Source organism: Lysinibacillus sp. FSL R7-0073 (genome assembly GCF_038009065.1).
Taxonomy (GTDB): domain Bacteria; phylum Bacillota; class Bacilli; order Bacillales_A; family Planococcaceae; genus Lysinibacillus; species Lysinibacillus fusiformis.
In genome coordinates this window covers 1,099,527-1,118,876 of the sequence record NZ_JBBPAS010000001.1, presented here as the reverse complement: position 1 = coordinate 1,118,876, position 19,350 = coordinate 1,099,527, and the positions used below count along the sequence as shown (strand labels likewise).

Below are 19,350 nucleotides of genomic sequence, written 5' to 3'. Positions count from 1 at the left end.
TATCAATGTTTAGGTTGTTTGTAAAGTGTTTTTTCTTAACACCTAAAAATTATTATTTAAACAATGAATCAAAGCCAGGTAATTTCATTTTTTTCTTGCCCTTACCACTAGCCATTCCAGTCATTTGCTTCATCATTTTTTTCATTTCATCAAATTGCTTAATCAGACGATTCACCTCTTGAATAGAAGTCCCTGAACCTTTAGCAATACGCTTTTTACGGCTACCATTAATCAATTCAGGATTCGTCTTTTCTGCAGGCGTCATCGAGTAAATAATAGCCTCTACACGTCCCATTTGCTTATCGTCAACTTTGACATTATCTAAGCCTTTGATTTTGTTTGCACCAGGGAGCATCTTTAAAATTTCATCTAGAGGTCCCATTTTTTTAACTTGCTGCAATTGCTCCACGAAATCATCAAATGTAAAGGTTTGAGTCTTGAATTTTTCTTCTAACTCTTTGGCTTTTGCTTCATCTACATTGGCTTGGGCCTTTTCGATCAGCGATAGAACGTCTCCCATACCTAAAATACGAGACGCCATACGTTCAGGATGGAAAGGTTCTAGCGCATCCATTTTCTCGCCCATACCGACAAACTTAATTGGTTTCTGCGTTACAGAACGAATAGATAATGCCGCACCACCACGAGTATCACCATCAAGTTTCGTTAACACAACCCCTGTAATACCAATAGCCTCATTAAAGCTTTCTGCTACGTTTACAGCATCTTGACCTGTCATTGCATCAACAACAAGGAAGACCTCATCTGGCTCTTTTAATGCGCGAATATCTTTTAATTCTTGCATCAAATCCTCATCGATATGCAAACGACCGGCCGTATCGATAATTACGACATCATGATGCTCTTCTTTTGCCTTTTCAATTGCCTGACGTGCAATCTCTACAGGGGAAATATCAGTGCCTAACGAAAAAACTGGTAATGAAAGTTGTTTACCTAATGTTTCTAATTGTTGAACAGCTGCTGGACGATAAACGTCGGCTGCCACTAACAATGGTTTACGATTATATTTTTTCCGTAGAACATTTGCCAATTTACCTGAAGTTGTCGTTTTCCCTGCCCCTTGGAGGCCGACCATCATAATAACAGTTGGAGGCTTCGTATTAAATTTAATTGGGCTTTGCTCGCCACCCATTAATTCTGTTAATTCGTCTTGTACAATTTTAATAACTTGTTGACCTGGTGTTAAGCTTTGCATAACATCGACGCCAACAGCGCGTTCACTAACCTTTTTTACAAATTCCTTGACTACTTTTAAGTTAACATCCGCCTCAATTAAAGCAAATCGGACTTCACGCATCATTTCTTTGACGTCTTGCTCCGATACTTTCCCTTTGCCCTTAATTTTCTGGATCGTTCCTTGGAGTCGTTCCGCTAATCCTTCAAAAGCCATTGCTTTCGCCTCCTAATCCCATTCTTTCAGCTGTTCGATAAGCGCTAACTGCTCTTCAGCCGTCATACTTTGTTCTGTTATCCCCATAGTTAGCTGTGAAAGCATTTGGGTACGTTGTTGAAATTTTTCAAGTAAACATAATTTTTCTTCATATTCCTCAAGCATTGCTTCTGTTCGACGAATATTATCGTAGACAGCTTGGCGTGACACACCATACGATTCAGCGATTTCACCTAGTGAGTGATCGTCCAAATAGTATAGTTCCATATAACTTCTTTGCTTATCTGTTAATAATGCTTGATAAAAGTCGAAGAGAAAGTTCATGCGTGTTGTTTTTTCAAGTAGCATCGAATGTTTCTCCTCCCGCTATTTAGTCATTTGTATCATAACGAAAAGCGCCCGTCTGTGTCAAGGTAATCTCCTTGTCTAAAAGCCTAATTTACTTACTTTTGGGCATTTCTTGCCTGTAGCTTGTATGACACTTTCCAACAAGTCAATTCAACTTATCACAGTCGAGCGTTTCTACTCCATAACACTCAGTGGATTGGTATCATATTTCTTAATATTAAGCATGGAGAGGCTAACCTAAAATGAAAGATCCATAAAAAACAAAACAAACATTCATCCCCTCCGATACATGAAGGAGATGAATGCTAAATCAAGATAAAATGACACTGCCAATTTCACTGTTATTCTTCATTATTTTGTAATTCTTTATCTAAACCGTCAGCAAATAATCCATAGACATATCGCTCTGCATCAAATGGCTGTAAATCGTCCATTTTCTCCCCAAGACCTACAAATTTCACAGGAATGTGTAATTTGTTACGGATTGCAAGCACAATACCGCCCTTAGCTGTACCGTCCAGCTTTGTTAAAACGATACCTGTCACATTCGTTACTTCTTTAAATGTTTGTGCTTGAACAAGGGCATTTTGACCAGTTGTAGCATCTAACGCTAATAACACTTCATGTGGAGCACTTGGGATTTCACGGGAAATGACACGATGTACTTTTTCAAGCTCGTTCATTAAATTCACTTTATTTTGTAAGCGACCAGCTGTATCACAAATTAACACATCTGCTTTTCTGTTTTTCGCAGCACGAATTGCATCATACATAACTGCTGCTGGATCAGAGCCCTCAGATTGTTTAATAACCTCACAGCCTACACGATCTCCCCATACTTGTAATTGATCAATAGCACCTGCACGGAATGTATCGCCCGCAGCTAAAACGACTGTTTTGCCTTGAGATTTTAGACGACGAGCAAGTTTACCAATTGTCGTTGTTTTCCCTACACCATTCACCCCAACAAATAGAATGACTGTCAGTTCACCATCAGGTTGCAGATTTAATTCAATTAAATCTTCTTCACCTTGCTCATAAATTTCTACAAGCTTTTCAGAAATTAAAGTTTGGATACCATTTGTATCTTTTATATTTTTACGTTGTACTTCGAAACGTAATTTATCCATAAGTTCCATGACTGTTTCAAAACCAACATCGGCCTGTAATAAAAGATCCTCTAATTCCTCAAAGAAATCCTCATCCACTTTACGATAACGCGCAACAAGGTCGTTGACTTTCGATGTAAAGGAATTACGTGTTTTTTCAAGACCCGCTTTAAATTTTTGCGTAATAGACCAAGCAGAAGGTTTTTTCTCCTCAGTTGGTTGTTCCTCAATAACTTGTACCTCTAGCTGCTCTTCTTCCTCAATTGGAGAAAGCTCTAGATCCTTTGTACCTTCGATGTCCGTCGATTGTTCGGATTCTTTAGTATCTTCAATTGGTGAGGATTGCTCGAATTGCTCAGAAGGTTCTTCAACAACAGTCTCAGTAGTGGCAGGTTCACTGCCTTCTTCTAATTCCTGTGGATGAGAAGCTAAATCATGTTCAGCGGCTTCTAGTTTTTCTTCGTCCGCTGGATTTCCCATCAATTTATCTTTTATACGTTTAAAAAAGCTCATCCTTATTTGCTCCTTTGCTCCGCAAGTACGGGTTCGTCTTCTAATTTTACTGATACAAGTTTCGATACGCCTGACTCCTGCATTGTTATACCATACAGGACATCCGCTCCCTCCATCGTTCCTTTACGATGTGTAATGACAATGAATTGTGTTTCACCACTAAACTTCTTTAAATATTGGCTGTATCGCACAACATTTGCTTCATCTAGGGCCGCCTCCACTTCATCGAGAATACAGAATGGGACAGGTCTTATATTTAAGATGGAGAATAATAAAGCAATCGCCGTTAGCGCACGTTCACCACCAGAAAGTAAACTTAAGTTTTGTAATTTTTTCCCTGGAGGCTGAGCAACAATGTCAATTCCAGTTTCTAGTAAATTTTCCGGATCAATTAGCACTAAATCGGCTTGCCCTCCACCAAACAATTCACGGAATACACGTCTAAATTGTTCGCGGATCGCATAGAATGTTTCGCTAAAACGCATTGTCATTTCTTCATCCATTTCTTTAATGGCTTCATGCAATGTTTCTTGCGCCGCAAGTAAATCCTCTCGCTGTTCAGTTAAGAAAGTATGTCGTTCAAGCACTCTATCATATTCTTCAATCGCGCTTAAATTAACAGGTCCTAGCTCTTCAATTGATTTTTTAAGCAGTTTAACACGTCGACGTACAAATTCCTCATCTTCTATAGCTTGTGCTTCTTCTTCTGCCTCTTCAAATGTTAACTGATAATTCTCCTCGAGCTGAGCTGTGAAATTGTCCATTTCAAATTCGACACGATTTCGTTTCAATTCATTTGCACGTATCGCTTCAAGATACCCTTTATGGATACGTTGTAATTCCTTCAGCTGAACCTCTAACGAAGAAAGTTCATCCTGTTGCCCTACTTTTTCCTCTTTTTTCTGAGAAATTACCTCTTGTAGCGCATCTCTTCTGGTCTTCCATGACAACACCTGTTCATCGACCTCTTCATCACTTAAATAATTTGTCGATTCATCAGATTGAAGCCACGATATTTCCTGAGAAATATTTTCGACTTTTTGTTGAGCTTTGTTTAATTGTAGGGCTAAGTCAGCTGTAGCTATTTGAACTTGTGACATTTGTTCTTGCATAACAGCTAATTGTGAGCGTTTTTCTGCCAATTGCTCACGTAATACATCTTTCTCTGTCTCACTTTGTAGCTTAACTTTACTTAATTGCTCAACAGTTTCATTGATTTCGATTAATTCTCCTGCAAGCGCACTTAAACGTTCCTCTGCTTCTTGCTTTTGAGCCAATAATGATTCTTCTCGTGTTTTAACATCCTGTGTTTCAGTCGAAGCAAAGGTTACTCTAGCCGATAAGCTTTTTTCTACAGCCTCTAGCTCACGTAAACGACCTGCCTGCTGCATCTCATCTTTTCGTAATTGGTCCCCTTCAAGCTTCAATAGCTCTACTTGATCTCGAAGTGTTGCTAGCTTTTCTTTTTCCGTTGCAACAGCCTGTTCTGCACCATAAATAGAAGCTTGCAATGACTCTAACTTAAGAATTAAACCATCTAATTCCGCTTTTCTTGTAAAGAGTGAAGATTGCTGTTTCAGGGCACCACCCGTTAATGAGCCCCCAGCATTAACAATATCCCCATCAAGTGTAACCACTCGATAACGGAACCCACATAATCTAGCAATTTGACTTGCACCTTCAAGATTTGCTGCCACAATGACATTGCCTAGAAGATTTTCAACAATCGTTCGATTATCTTCATTAAAAGTCACTAATGCATCCGCCATTCGAATAAATGCTGGGTGCTCAGTTGCTAATTGGATAGTCGCTAAATTAATTTTACGTGATTTCATTACCGTTTTCGGTAAAAAAGTAGCACGCCCAGCTCGCTTTTGCTTCAGCCAATGAATAGCCTGTTGAGCATGGCGTTCATTAGTTGTGACAATATGCTGAGAGGCAGCTCCTAAAGCCGTTTCTATTGCTTGTGAGTATTTCCCCTCAACCTGAATTAATTCAGCTACAGCACCCTCAATACCTTGTAATTCACCTTTATCTCGTGCTAGCAGTACTTCTTTAACCCCTTGGAAAAACCCTGAAAAGTCAGCTTCAAGCTCCGCTAACGTATCTTTTCTAGCTTTTAGTTGCTGCTGATGCTGATAAGCCTTATATAGCATATCTTGCTTTTCAGTAAAGGTAGAATTAACATTTTTCAACTGTATTTGTAAAGCTTCATATTGTTCTAGCTTTTCTTGTAAGTCATTTGTTGTTGAAGTATGTGCAGCTATTAGATGTTCTTTTTCAGCAACAATTTGCATAAGCTCTTGCCCAATTTCATCAGTTTGGTCGGACATTCGTGTTGCCATAGCTTTTTGTTGAGCCAACTGCTGATCGATATTTTTCAACTCATTTTTGATGGTCGCTTCTTCATTCAACGAATCGATATATCGGTTTTTTTGCTCCTCAATTTCTTGTTCGATTTCCGTTACGGAGCGATTTAAAGATTGCTCTAACTGTTTAATGCTTTGTTTTAGCACCGACACGGCTTGTTGTTTTTCAGAGAATACGTCTTTTTTCTCCTGCTCCTGCATAAACAGTGCCTCTACTTCTGCTTTGGCTTCTTGTAATGACGTATTCAGCTGCTGTAATTGATTGGACGCATTTTGACGCTTTTCAGCCATTAGCGCCTTTCGTCCATCCCAACGTTCTACCTCCATTGTTGCATTGACTAGGTCAGCTTGAGAAACATCCAAATATTCATCAAGTTCTTTTAATAGCTTGCGAATATTAGTTGTCTGTTTATCGAAAGTAGCAATATCTTGAGCTTGCTTTTGCTCTATCTCAGATAGGTTTGTGTACTCTTCTTTAAGCGCACGCAAAGACTGTGCACAATTATTAAAATCATGCACAAGAATGGCAATATCAAAATCTTTTAGCTCAGTAGACATTTGTACATAGTCTCTTGCACTAGATGCTTGCATTTCAAGCGGTCCAAGTCGACTGTCTAATTCATGGAGAATATCTAATACACGATATAAATTCTCATCTGTCTCAACAAGCTTATGCTCTGCTTTTTTCTTTCTTATTTTATACTTTAATACGCCAGCTGCCTCTTCAAAAATCGAACGACGGTCATCAGGTCGGCTATTTAAAATTTCATCGACACGACCTTGTGAAATTATAGAAAATGCCTCTTTTCCAAGCCCTGAATCCATAAACAAGTCCGTAATATCCTTCAGGCGACACTGCTGGTTATTTAATAAATATTCACTATCACCTGAACGGTATACGCGTCTTGTTACGCTGACTTCTGTATAGGAAAAAGCAAGTTGCTCGTCGGTATTATCTAATATTAGTGTTACCTCTGCAAAGTTGAGTGGCTTCCGAGAGTCACTCCCTGCAAAAATTACATCTTCCATCTTTGATCCACGTAACGACTTTGCCGATTGCTCACCAAGTACCCAACGTATTGCATCTGTGACATTACTTTTTCCACTGCCATTTGGTCCCACAACCGCTGTAACACCGGGTACAAAATCAATACCAATGCGCTCCGCAAATGATTTAAAGCCAATCACTTCTAGTCGTTTTAGGAACATCTATTAAGCCTCCTCTTTCGCAGCTTCTTCTCGCATCATACGCATCGCACATTGTGCAGCTTGCTGCTCGGCTTCTTTTTTCGATTTTCCCCGACCTATACCAAGCTCTTGTCCGTTCAGTAAGACGCTTGATACAAAGGTACGATTATGTGCAGGTCCTTTTTCATCAATGATTTCATAATGAAGAAGTCCATTATTCGTTTGCTGTACCATTTCTTGCAGTTGGCTTTTAAAATCCATCACATGCGAAAAAGCACCGACTTCTACTTTTGGGAACACGATACGTTCTAAAAATGACACGACCGTTTGTAAATCTTGATCTAAATATAGGGCACCTACAAATGACTCAAACACATCTGCAAGTAGTGCTGGGCGTTCCCGTCCACCTGTTAATTCTTCACCTTTTCCAAGTAAAACAAAGCGACCAAAGCCTAGTTCATTCGCGAAAATAACTAGAGATGGTTCACAAACAATGGATGCTCGTAACTTTGTTAACTCACCCTCGCTCATACTTGGGTATTTCTCAAAAAGATATTTAGAAACAGACAGTTCAAGTACTGCGTCTCCTAAAAATTCAAGACGCTCATTATCCGTAAATAACTTACGGCGATGCTCATTCACATAAGATGAATGCGTGAATGCTTGATACAATAAATTTTTATTAATAAATGTGATATTTAATTCATGCTGTAACAGCTCGAATTGATTGCGTACTTTTTCAGGAAGTACGCCAGATTTCTGCATAGTTCCTTTTCTTTTCATAGCCATTGAACAAATCTGCCTTCCTAATAGTTTCTACCGTTTTAGTGTACCTTTTTCAAAGCGTTTATGCAAAAGTATTTCGGCGTAAACACAATATTTTGGAAAATTATTAGAATATTTATTTCTAAAATCAATTAAGCCTTGGCACATTTGCGTCCGAATCGATCTTCGGAATAAAAATCCACTGTAAAATTGAAACAAAAAGGGGACGTCTATAGATCGTAAACCGATCTATTTCGTCCCCTTTGAATACATCTTGTCTATTAGATCTGCTTCATCTGTAAAGAAAAGCAGTAAACTATTTCTCCTTTATTCAACCAACCATAAATACCATTTGTATAATTACGATAACCATTACACCTATAAGGGTGATAAATTTCTGCTAAATAAAGTATAAACGAAATTAGTTTATTTTACTTTCGATGTATGAAATTGCAGAACCTACTGTTGAGATTTTTTCAGCATCTTCATCAGAAATTTCCATATCGAATTCGTCTTCAAGCTCCATTACAAGCTCAACTACGTCTAATGAGTCAGCACCTAAATCATCACGGAAAGAAGCTTCAAGTGTTACTTCGCTTTCTTCAACACCTAAACGGTCCACGATTACTTTTGTTACGCGTTCTAATACTGTAGACAAATGATTCACCTCCCCTCAAATGATTATACAAAAAATTAGCGCCTATGCCTAATTCAAATTACATGACCATACCACCGTCTATATGAAGTGTTTGTCCTGTCATATAGTTAGCATCATCAGATGCAAGGAAAACGACTGCCTTTGCAATATCTTCCGGTTGCCCTAGTTTCGCAAGTGGAATTTGTGTTAACATCCCTTGTTTAATATCTTCTGGTAACTGATCAGTCATTTCTGTTTCGATAAAGCCAGGTGCAATAGCGTTGACTAAAATATTACGTGACGCTAATTCCTTCGCAGTTGTTTTTGTTAACCCAATAACACCTGCTTTAGCTGCGACATAGTTTGCTTGACCCGCATTTCCAGCTACGCCAACAATCGATGAAATATTGATAATACGGCCGGCACGTTGCTTCATCATTTGGCGTGTTACCGCTTTGGTACATAGGAAAACACCTTTAAGATTCGTATCTAATACATCATCCCATTCATCTTCCTTCATGCGCATAAGTAAATTATCTCTTGTAATACCAGCATTATTCACTAAAATATCAAGGGAGCCAAATGTTTTCACAGCTGTATCCATTAATGCTGTCACTTCTTCTGTTTGAGAGACGCTAGCTTGTACAGCAATTGCCTCGCCACCGCCTTCTTGAATCATAGCAACAACTTCTTCAGCTTTTGCTTGCGAACCACTATAGTTCACGACAACTTTTGCACCCTCGTCAGCAAGCTTTAATGCAATAGCACGACCAATCCCTCGTGAAGCTCCTGTTACAACAACTACTTTTCCATCAAGTTTACGCATTGATTGACCACTCCTTTGACGCTTCTAAAACCGCTTCTAACGATGCCTCATCATAAACACAATAGGCAGCAACAGAGCGATCGATTTTTTTCAAGAGACCACTTAATACTTTACCTGGGCCACATTCAATAAAGACATCCACACCTTGTGCAATCATTTCTCGCATAGAGGCCTCCCATTGAACTGCACTATAAACCTGTTCAACAAGCTCTTGTTGAATGGCTGGAACATCCGTTAACTCCTTCGCCATAACGTTCCCTACAACAGGGATTTGCGGAGTAGCTAAAGTAACATCCGCCAACGCCGCTTTCAACTTCTCAGACGATGGTCGCATCAGCTCAGAATGGAATGGGCCACTTACAACTAATGGTATAGCACGCTTAGCCCCTGCTTCTTTTGCCGCGCTTGATGCCTTCTCAACACCCTCTTTTGTACCTGAAATAACAATTTGACCAGGACAATTAACATTGGCTACCTGCACAGGTTCCCCTGTTGCTGACACTTGCTCAGTTACTTCATTTAACGCTTCTAATTCCATGCCTAGAATGGCAGCCATAGCACCTTGTCCAGCTGGTACAGCTTCATTCATATATAGACCACGTTTATGCACAATCTTCACTGCATCTTCAAAGGACATGACACCCGCTATGACCAATGCACCGTATTCTCCAAGAGAGTGACCTGCTGCATAATGAGGTTGAATTCCTGCTGCACGTAGCTTTTCTGCTACCATTACACCAGTAGTAAGCAGAGCTGGCTGAGCATGATATGTTAATGTTAATTCCTCCGCTGGACCTTCTAACATAAGCTTAGATAGCTCCAAATCGAGAGCTTGGTCTGCACGATCATAGAAGTCTCTACTTTCCGCAGCATTTTCAACAAACTCTTGCCCCATTCCTACTACTTGCGAACCTTGTCCTGGAAAAATAAATGCTATTTTCGTCATTTGAATAGTCCCCTTTGTTTAATCAATTTCTATGTGGCGTACTGTCTCTGTAATTGTCGAAATAACAGTATGCTCAACCATTGTGTTTGCTTGGCGGATAGCACTAAAAATCGCTTTCGCATTAGATGAACCGTGCGCCTTTATAACAGGTGCTTGTAAGCCAAACAATCCAGCACCACCGTATTCTGTATAGTCCATTTTATGTTTTAAGTCACGTAAATTATTTTTCATAAGAACAGCTGAGATCTTCGTTTTTGTTGAAGACATAAACGCCTCTTTTAACATGGAAAATAAAGCACCTGCCGTACCTTCAATTGACTTCAGCACCATATTTCCTGTAAAGCCATCCGTAACAACGACATCAGCTACTCCTTCAAGTAAATCACGTGCCTCTACATTACCAATAAAATTCAAATCCGCTTCCTTTAATAAATCAAAGGCTGCTTTTGTTAATTCATTTCCTTTTTTTTCTTCTGTACCGATATTTAATAGGCCGATTCTAGGTTTTTGTAAGCCGCCAACTTTCTTCGCATAAATATCGCCCATAATAGCATATTGCACTAAATGTTCTGGTCGGGCATCTGCATTTGCACCTAAATCAAGCATTAAAAAGCCCTTCCCATCAAGTGTTGGTAATGTCGTAGCTAAAGCTGGTCTGGCAATTCCCTCAATACGACCTACTTTAAACAAACCACCTGCCATTAAAGCACCTGTATTTCCTGCTGACAGACAAGCATCTGCTCTACCCTCATCCACTGCGTCCATCATGCGCGCCATGGAAGAATCCTTTTTTCTACGAACAGCACGTGCTGGATCGTCCGTCCCTTCAACGACTTCCTCACAATGTACGATCGTTAATCGATCATGTTGTTTTAAAAATGGCTCGAGCTTCTCTTGCTGTCCATATAATTGAATTTCTAAATTTGGAATTTGCTCTAATGCTAAGAGTGCACCTTCAATTACTGATTTTGGTGCATTGTCTCCACCCATTCCATCAAGCGCTAATTTCATTATTACTCACCCTTACCTTTCGTACGGTACATATCAAATTCACCAACAAAAACGGTTTCACCATTAACAGTAGATGTTACCTCGATTTTTGTCCGATGATTTTTATCATCTCGTCCGACAACAATCGCTTTTGTAATAACACGATTTCCAGCACGAACAGGTTTCACAAACGTAATAGTAGAATGGACTGTCAATGCTAGTTCATCGTTAATAACGGCTACCGCTAAGGAGTTTGCTTGCGCGAACAAATGATGTCCACGTGCGATGCCGTTGCGCTGGAAAACATGTTCTTCTTTCACATCAAAAATCGAAAGTGCTCGATTATCTAATTCAATATCAACAATTTCTCCGATGATCTCATCAATCGGTAGAGATTTTACTTCATTTTCATAGTTTTTTGAAGCGACATCTTTAATACGCTCTCGTAATTCTGGTATGGATAATTCCATACGATCTAAACGAATTGTTTGAACACTTACCTGAAACTGTGTTGCTAGCTGTTCATCTGTGACGAATGGATTTTCAGCTATCGTTTCAGATAGTAGCCGCTGTCGTTCTTTTTTTGTTCGTCTCAACATCATTCGCCACCTTTTGAGTTGTTATTAGCACTTGGTACTAATATCAGTATATAGAGGTTAAAAAAAGAATGCAAGACTTGTTTTGAAATCAAGTCCTGCATTCTCCGCATGAATCATCGTACAATTATTAATCAAAGCGCTCCCCTTGCAAAACGCCAGAATCTTCTAACATTTTCCTCAAGTACCGATAGTCGTCACCATGCCAAAAGTCATCGGTTTCAAGCATTGTAGTAGCATCCTTTCGAGCGGTCTCAAGAATCCGGTAATCATGTACTAAATCAGCTACTTTGAAATCTGGTAGACCACTTTGCTTACGTCCAAAGAAATCCCCTGGTCCTCGCAACTCTAAGTCTTTCTCAGCTAAGCGGAAACCATCATTTGTTTCTGTCATAGACTGCATCCGCTCTTTCCCCTCGTCAGACTTAGGATCAGCGATTAAAATACAATAGGATTGATGTTCACCTCGTCCAACACGTCCTCGTAGCTGGTGCAATTGTGCTAAACCAAAGCGTTCAGCGTCATAGACAATCATAAATGTCGCATTCGGTACATTCACCCCTACCTCAACGACTGTCGTAGAAACTAAAACCTGTATGGATCCATCACTAAAAGCGCGCATAACAGCATCCTTCTCATCAGCGGATAAACGTCCATGCATTAGGCCAACTTGATAGCGTCCTGTAAAATAAGTGGCTAGCTGTTCATAGATTTCAACTGCATTTTGAACATCCAGTTTATCTGATTCCTCAATAAGAGGACAAATGGCATAGGCTTGTCTTCCAGCGGCTAGCTCTCCTTCTAGTTTTGATATAACCGATCCGAATTGTTCTTTTTTCATCCAATGGGTTTCAATCTGCTTGCGCCCTGCCGGCATTTCATCAATCATCGACACATCCATTTCTCCAAATGCTGTAATGGCAAGTGTTCTCGGAATTGGAGTGGCTGTCATAAAGAGCACATCCGGGTTTTCCCCTTTATCTCTCAGTATGCGACGTTGTTCAACACCAAAACGATGTTGTTCATCGGTAATAACAAAACCTAGATTTTTAAAAATAACATCAGGCTGGATTAAGGCATGTGTACCGATCACAATATCGAGCTCTCCATTCGCCAAATCTGCTAGTATAGCACGGCGCTCCTTCGTTTTAGTTGAACCAGATAATAAAGCTACACGAACACCAAATGGTTGGAACCATTCTAGCAAGTTCTCCAAGTGCTGCTCTGCTAAAATTTCTGTTGGAGCCATTAACGCCCCTTGATAACCTGCTGAAACTGCAGCGTATAGGCCTATAGCTGCCACCACTGTTTTCCCCGAACCTACATCACCTTGTAATAAGCGATTCATTCGATGTGGCTCCTTCAAATCTTTACAAATTTCATTGACAACACGTTTTTGAGCATTGGTTAATTCATACGGTAATGCCGCGATAAATTCACGTAGCAGATGCACATCATATTGAATGACCGTTCCTTGTTCATTTTCCTTCCGTACCTTACGTAACGCCTGCATACGTAGTTGAAAATTTAATAGCTCTTCATAGGCAAAACGTCTTCTCGCTTGTTTAGCATGTTGTGCATCTAGCGGAAAATGAATACCCTCCAAGCCTTCCTGTATAGGCACAAGCTTATAGGAATCCTGCAAATGCTGTGGAATAGCATCAGGCAAATTAGCGCCATAATCGTCCAATACTTGTCGCATATATTTTCGAAATCTTTTTTGTTGAATTAAACCTTTCAGGCTATAGACAGGTTCAAAGTCTACTTGATCGGTTTTAGGGCCAAATGTGACCGTTGTGCCATTGATGACCTGTCTCCCACGATCCCATTTCCCAGTCACAGTAATAATAGAGCCGGGTATAAGTTTTTGTTTTAAGTAGCCTTGATTGAAAAACACCACTTTCACTAAGTGGCGGCCTGCCAAAACTGTTACCTGTAAACGTGATTTATTGCGGCCTAAAAATAAGACGGTAGGCTCACGTTCTACTTTACATTCGACTGTAACACGCTCATTGTGCGGTGTTTGTGCTAAATCCTTCAAACGAAAATCTTCATGACGATGTGGAAAGGTCCATAATAAATCAGCAATCGTGTCAATGCCTAGTGTTTCAAGATGCGTTGCTGTTTCTTTCCCAATACCTTTTAATTCGGTAACAGGATTATTTAAATCAGTCACTTATCTCTCAACTCCCTTCATTGATTCTTAACATTTTTTCTATGTAGCATTTCTAACTCTCTATTCAATGTATCATAAAATCCATTCGTTGCCGTAAATAAACAATCATTAGCAAAAACCCTACCACTGACTGATAGGGTTATGCTTATGGACTGTTCATTACGCTTGATAATGCATAATAATTTCAATAAAAAGCTTAATCGCGTCAGGGAAGACATCTTCATCTAAATCAAACCTCGGGTGATGATGTGGATATCTGCTTTTTTCTCCACCCATGCCTACAAAGATAAACGCGCCAGGTTTATGTTTTAGATAGTAAGCAAAATCCTCTCCCCCCATTACAGGATCGACAAGTTTAAATACATTCTCCCCAAAGTTTTCCCGAACAATAGACTCTACAAAGTGAGATTCCTTAGTATCATTAATAAGAGGAGGCGTCCCTAAAATAAAGTCGATTTTCCCTTTTGCACCGAAGGCACCACATATTCCTTCTGTTAAATTCACCATCTTTGTTTGGATGGTATGGACTGTTTCAGGTGTCAACGCACGAATCGTCCCAATTAATTTTGCAGAGTCTGGAATGATGTTATACGTCGTACCAGCTTGAATATTACCTACAGTAATCACGCCTGCCTCAATAGGATTTAAATTTCTACTAATAATACTTTGAAAAGATTGCATAACATGGCTCGCAATATAAATAGGATCCACAGTTTCATGCGGCATGGAGCCATGCCCACCATATCCTTGAATTTCTATTTCAAAATCATCGACAGAAGCCATCATAGGACCATATGTTAAGCCTATTTTTCCTTTTTCTAAGCCTTGCCATAAATGAATACCAAAAATTGCATCGACACCTTCTAGAACACCATTCTGAATTAAAAAATCTGCCCCACTTGGTGTAATTTCCTCGGCTGATTGGAATATGAGCATGACATTCGGTTCTATTTTTTCCTTATTCATCGCAATCCACTCAGCAACCGCTAATAGGATAGCTGTATGCCCATCATGCCCACACATATGCGCTACACCTGGTCGTTGAGAGATATAGGGCTTGTCTCCTTCTTCTACTATTGGTAGAGCATCTATGTCCGCTCGTAAGGCGATTGTTTTCGTACCTTTCGTACCTTCAACCATAGCTACTACACTTGGAGGATTAAAATCCAAAATTTTTATTTGAAGTTGCTCTAATCTTTTGCGAATAAATTGACATGTTTCATATTCCTCGCCTGACAGCTCTGGATATTGATGAAGATAACGACGATCTTCTATTGCTTGTTCTGTCAAACATTTCAAATTAGTGATATCCATGAAAAAACTCCTTTAATATGCCCCTAAAAACCCATCCTATTGATTTGTATCTCTACCAATTCATTATACTAAAAACAAACTTAACTGAACCAACATAAAAACATGCCACCTAATGAGATAGCATGTTTTTCATGTTTTATTGGATTGCTTTAATACTTTGTAATCCACCATTTTCGAGAATGGCTTTACTAATTGCCTTACCTGTTGGCGTTGCGGCTAAACCACCGCGTGCCGTCTCTTTCAGGTTTGGACTCATAGATTGTCCAATGCGATACATCGCTCCAATTACTTCATCACATGGAATTCGACTTGTCACACCTGCAAGCGCCATATCTGCTGCTACAAGAGAATTAGCAGCACCCATAGCATTCCGTTTAACACAAGGTACTTCCACTAAGCCTGCTACCGGATCACAAACAAGGCCAAGCATATTTTTTAACGTAATCGCAAATGCTTCTGAACATTGTTGCGGTGTTCCTCCAGCCATCTCAACGATAGCTGCCGCTGCCATACCTGCCGCTGAACCAACCTCTGCTTGGCAGCCACCTTCAGCACCTGAGATGGAAGCATTATTAGCCACAACAAAGCCAAATGCACCTGATGTAAATAAATAACGGATCATTTGCTCACGCGTTGGATTTAGTTTATTTTTTACCGCAAAAAGTGTTCCTGGTACAACCCCTGCCGAACCCGCTGTTGGCGTTGCACAAATTGTTCCCATTGCTGCATTGACTTCATTGGTTGCAACCGCTTTACTTACTGCATCTAATAATAAATCACCTGATAGTGATTTTCCTTGTGCAATGTAATTTTGAAGTAATACGGCGTCCCCACCAGTTAAACCTGTAACCGACTGTACACCTTGTAAGCCGCGTTCTACCGCTTCTTCCATCACCGTTAGGTTTCGATCCATTTGTTGAATGATTTCTTCTCGTGTTCTACCAGTTATCAACATTTCCTGTTCAATCATAATTTCTGATATTAATTTATTTTCCTGCTCTGCTCGTTCCACAAGCTCCCGAACATTATGAAATAAAACGTCCATCTTGGGACACCCCCTTAGTTATTAATCTTTGATACTTTTGTAATATATGGGATTAATGAAATCTGCTGTAGCACTTTTTCTTCTATATTTTGATCGACTTCAATAACCATTAAAGCCGTTAAACCACGTTCTATACGTGAAACTTCCATATGTCCAATATTAACTTCGTGCATCGCTAAGCAATTGGCTACGTTCGCTATGCAGCCAGCACGGTCATCATGTACGACAAGAATCGCTGGCATGCCACCTGTTAAACGCAATTTAAAGCCATTTACTTCACTTACTTCTATTTTACCGCCACCAATAGAAATACCGACGACAGACATTTCCCCTTCATCGTCTCCAATAACTAGACGTGCCGTATTTGGATGCTCCGTGTTAGCTGTTTCTGGAATAAATTCATATTCCAACCCTGCCTTTTCTGCATCTTCAAATGCCGTTTTAATACGATCATCAAATGTATCGTAGTTCAATAAGCCCCCAACGATTGCAACATCTGTCCCATGCCCTCTATACGTTTCTGCGAACGAACCATATAAATGAATTTTCGCCCATTTAGGTTGTCTACCAAATAAATCCCTTGCAACTCGTCCAATACGAGCTGCCCCTGCCGTATGAGAGGAGGAAGGCCCAATCATGACGGGGCCAATAATATCAAAAACCGAAGTAAATTTCATACAAACACCCCTCTATTCTATTCCTATAATAATATTTATATTTACTTATATCATGCTTGATAGTTACCACAAAAGTAAAGTATTTAATTTGTCAGCTTTCAGAAAATTACCACTACTATAATTTGTAGCCAATCGAGATATGTTATACATTGTCCATACCATGTGCACACATAATGAAAACCGTTGATATTCCAATATTTCCAATTTTTTATATCCTCTACATACGTACATTCAACTATGAATAGTACGTATGTTTCCGACTAAATATGGATAATACTCTCTTTGTAGCATAAACAAAAGCAGTACACATTTTGTGCACTGCTTTCTTTACGGAATAGCAAAGTAGCATGTAATTATTCTACCGAAATAATATATGGGTATAACCCTTGTTTTCCATCAAATAATTCAACTTCTACGTCTGGATAGTTCTTCTCAATGAATGCTACTAACTCTGTAGCATCTTGTTCAGTTGTATCCTCTCCATAAATGACTGTTACAATTTCAGCATCCTCATCAACTAAATCAACGATTACTTTTTCAGCTGCATCTTTTAAAGCTGGTGTAGAAAGGACAATTTTTCCTTCTGCTAACGCCATAAAATCATCTTTATGGATTTCAACACCATCTATAGATGTATCACGCACAGCATAAGTTACTTGACCCGTCTTTACATTTGCAAATGCATCCGTCATTGTCTTTTTATTTAAGTCAACAGCCGCTTCAGGATTAAACGCTAAAATCGCAGCCATACCTTGCGGAATTGTCTTCGTTGGGACAACTGCTGCTTCAATTTCTAAAAGCTCTACAGCTTGCTCTGCAGCCATCACTATATTTTTATTATTAGGTAGAATTAAAACTTTCTCTGCACCAATTTCTTGTACTGCTTTAACGATATCTTCTGTTGAAGGGTTCATCGTTTGACCACCTTCAATGACATAAGATGCACCGATCGAACGCAATAATCCAGCAACACCCTCACCCATCGCAATTGTTACAATAGCATATGGATGTTTTTCTAATTTTTTCGTTGTCGTAGGTGCCTTATGTTCTTCACCGACGATAGCTGAATGTTGCTCACGCATATTATCGACTTTTATTTTCATAAGACTACCATATTTTTGTCCAATTGATAAAACAGAGCCTGGTTGCTCAGAATGGATATGAACCTTGGCAATTTCTTCATCCGAAATAACAAGTAACGAATCACCTAAAGGACTTAATTCTTGACGGAATTGCTCTTCATTAAATGGCTCTTTCCCATCTTCTAAACGCACCATTATTTCTGTACAATAGCCAAATTCAATATCTTCGGTATTCATAAAGTCTTGAGCTCTATGATGCTCTGCATTGATTAAATCATCTAATGTCGCATCATTTTTCTCTGGGAGAGGCTCTCCTTTTAAAGAAGATAAAAATCCTTCATATACAAACAATAAACCTTGGCCACCACTATCGACAACCCCTACCTCTTTTAAAACTGGTAATAAATCAGGTGTTCGATCTAGCGATGCCTTTGCCTCTGCAGTAAAAGCTTCCATAACCGCAATGATATCGGTTTCAGTTTCTGCCACTTCTACGCCTTTTTTCGCTGCTTCCCGAGCAACCGTTAAAATAGTTCCTTCGACAGGTTTCATAACGGCTTTATATGCTGTATCTACCCCAGCTTGGAAGGCACCTGCAAAGCCTTTCGCATCAATTGTTGCTTCTTTTTCAATGAATTTTCCAAATCCACGGAATAATTGTGATAGGATTACACCTGAATTTCCACGCGCACCCATTAATAAACCTTTTGATAAGGCCTGTGCCGTTTTACCAATATGCTCTGAAGCATGAAGCTCCGTTTCCTTTGCACCAGATGTCATCGATAAGTTCATATTTGTCCCTGTGTCACCATCCGGAACCGGGAAAACATTTAATGAATCTACATAATTTGCATTTTGGAATAGGTGATGCGCACCCATTTGTACCATTTCTGCAAACTTTATACCGTCTAAAGACTGCATTCGATTTAGTTCCTCCTCTTAATTCGCTACACGAACGCCCTGTACAAAGATATTGACAGATTTTACGCTCATACCTAATGTTTTATCTACTGTATATTTCACTTTCGACTGTACTTGGTAAGCAACTTCCGAAATTTTTGTCCCGTAACTAACAATAATGTACATATCAATATGTAAATCGTCGTCTTGTTGTCGAATCACAACACCTTTTGCGAAGTTTTCTTTACGTAAAATATCAGTTAGACCATCACGAATTTGATGTTTAGATGCCATGCCAACAATCCCGTAGCATTCTACAGCAGCACCACCAGCAATTTGTGCAAGTACATCTGTTGAAATATCAATTTGGCCGAATTCACTGTTTAATTCAATTGACATAGAAATGCCCCCTTGGCTCTTTTTGACTAAACTATATTGTAACACTTTCGTTGTAATTT

At 39.5% G+C, this 19,350-nt stretch carries 16 protein-coding genes; all 16 read right to left on the bottom strand.

From position 1 onward, the window contains the following. Positions 1-52: 52 nt before the first annotated feature. Complete coding sequence (ffh, locus tag MKY88_RS05255; protein WP_069480335.1) at positions 53-1,411, bottom strand: signal recognition particle protein; 1,359 nt, start codon at positions 1,409-1,411, stop codon at positions 53-55. A gap of 12 nt (positions 1,412-1,423) precedes the next feature. Further along, positions 1,424-1,759, bottom strand: coding sequence for a putative DNA-binding protein (locus tag MKY88_RS05250; RefSeq protein WP_012293242.1), 336 nt, complete (start codon positions 1,757-1,759; stop codon positions 1,424-1,426). Between the two features lie 341 nt (positions 1,760-2,100). After that, the gene (gene ftsY / locus MKY88_RS05245; protein ID WP_328203020.1) at positions 2,101-3,381 is read right to left on the bottom strand and encodes a signal recognition particle-docking protein FtsY; all 1,281 of its coding nucleotides are present in this window, start codon (positions 3,379-3,381) and stop codon (positions 2,101-2,103) included. Between the two features lie 2 nt (positions 3,382-3,383). After that, positions 3,384-6,959, bottom strand: a complete 3,576-nt coding sequence (smc, locus tag MKY88_RS05240) for a chromosome segregation protein SMC (protein ID WP_193831163.1) — start codon at positions 6,957-6,959, stop codon at positions 3,384-3,386. A 3-nt stretch (positions 6,960-6,962) separates the two neighbouring features. After that, complete coding sequence (gene rnc, locus MKY88_RS05235; protein ID WP_069480332.1) at positions 6,963-7,727, bottom strand: ribonuclease III; 765 nt, start codon at positions 7,725-7,727, stop codon at positions 6,963-6,965. 397 nt (positions 7,728-8,124) lie between these two features. Next, positions 8,125-8,361 carry an acyl carrier protein gene (gene acpP, locus MKY88_RS05230; RefSeq protein ID WP_008181678.1) on the bottom strand — a complete coding sequence of 79 codons (237 nt, stop codon included), beginning with the start codon at positions 8,359-8,361 and terminating at the stop codon, positions 8,125-8,127. 58 nt (positions 8,362-8,419) lie between these two features. Continuing rightward, a complete protein-coding gene (gene fabG, locus MKY88_RS05225; protein ID WP_193831162.1) occupies positions 8,420-9,166 on the bottom strand; it encodes a 3-oxoacyl-[acyl-carrier-protein] reductase in 747 nt (248 codons plus the stop codon). Next, positions 9,159-10,112, bottom strand: a complete 954-nt coding sequence (gene fabD / locus MKY88_RS05220) for an ACP S-malonyltransferase (RefSeq protein WP_193831161.1) — start codon at positions 10,110-10,112, stop codon at positions 9,159-9,161. The genes fabG and fabD overlap by 8 nt, the downstream gene beginning before the upstream one ends. A gap of 18 nt (positions 10,113-10,130) precedes the next feature. Continuing rightward, entirely contained in the window at positions 10,131-11,123 is a 993-nt protein-coding gene (plsX, locus tag MKY88_RS05215; RefSeq protein WP_193831160.1) for a phosphate acyltransferase PlsX, read from the bottom strand. 2 nt (positions 11,124-11,125) lie between these two features. Beyond that, positions 11,126-11,698: a transcription factor FapR gene (gene fapR, locus MKY88_RS05210; protein ID WP_069483258.1), complete on the bottom strand. Its 573-nt coding sequence runs from the start codon at positions 11,696-11,698 to the stop codon at positions 11,126-11,128. 130 nt (positions 11,699-11,828) lie between these two features. Next, a complete protein-coding gene (gene recG / locus MKY88_RS05205; RefSeq protein ID WP_340813128.1) occupies positions 11,829-13,874 on the bottom strand; it encodes an ATP-dependent DNA helicase RecG in 2,046 nt (681 codons plus the stop codon). 159 nt (positions 13,875-14,033) lie between these two features. Continuing rightward, positions 14,034-15,188, bottom strand: coding sequence for a M20 metallopeptidase family protein (locus MKY88_RS05200; RefSeq protein WP_340813126.1), 1,155 nt, complete (start codon positions 15,186-15,188; stop codon positions 14,034-14,036). Positions 15,189-15,324: 136 nt separating this feature from the next. Continuing rightward, complete coding sequence (sdaAA, locus tag MKY88_RS05195) at positions 15,325-16,233, bottom strand: L-serine ammonia-lyase, iron-sulfur-dependent, subunit alpha (protein WP_069480326.1); 909 nt, start codon at positions 16,231-16,233, stop codon at positions 15,325-15,327. Positions 16,234-16,247: 14 nt separating this feature from the next. After that, positions 16,248-16,910, bottom strand: a complete 663-nt coding sequence (sdaAB, locus tag MKY88_RS05190; protein ID WP_031418969.1) for an L-serine ammonia-lyase, iron-sulfur-dependent subunit beta — start codon at positions 16,908-16,910, stop codon at positions 16,248-16,250. Positions 16,911-17,263: 353 nt separating this feature from the next. Then, on the bottom strand, positions 17,264-18,913 hold the full coding sequence (locus MKY88_RS05185) for a DAK2 domain-containing protein (RefSeq protein WP_340813123.1): 1,650 nt from the start codon (positions 18,911-18,913) through the stop codon (positions 17,264-17,266). A gap of 18 nt (positions 18,914-18,931) precedes the next feature. After that, positions 18,932-19,291, bottom strand: coding sequence for an Asp23/Gls24 family envelope stress response protein (locus MKY88_RS05180; protein ID WP_008173742.1), 360 nt, complete (start codon positions 19,289-19,291; stop codon positions 18,932-18,934). Positions 19,292-19,350 lie beyond the last annotated feature (59 nt).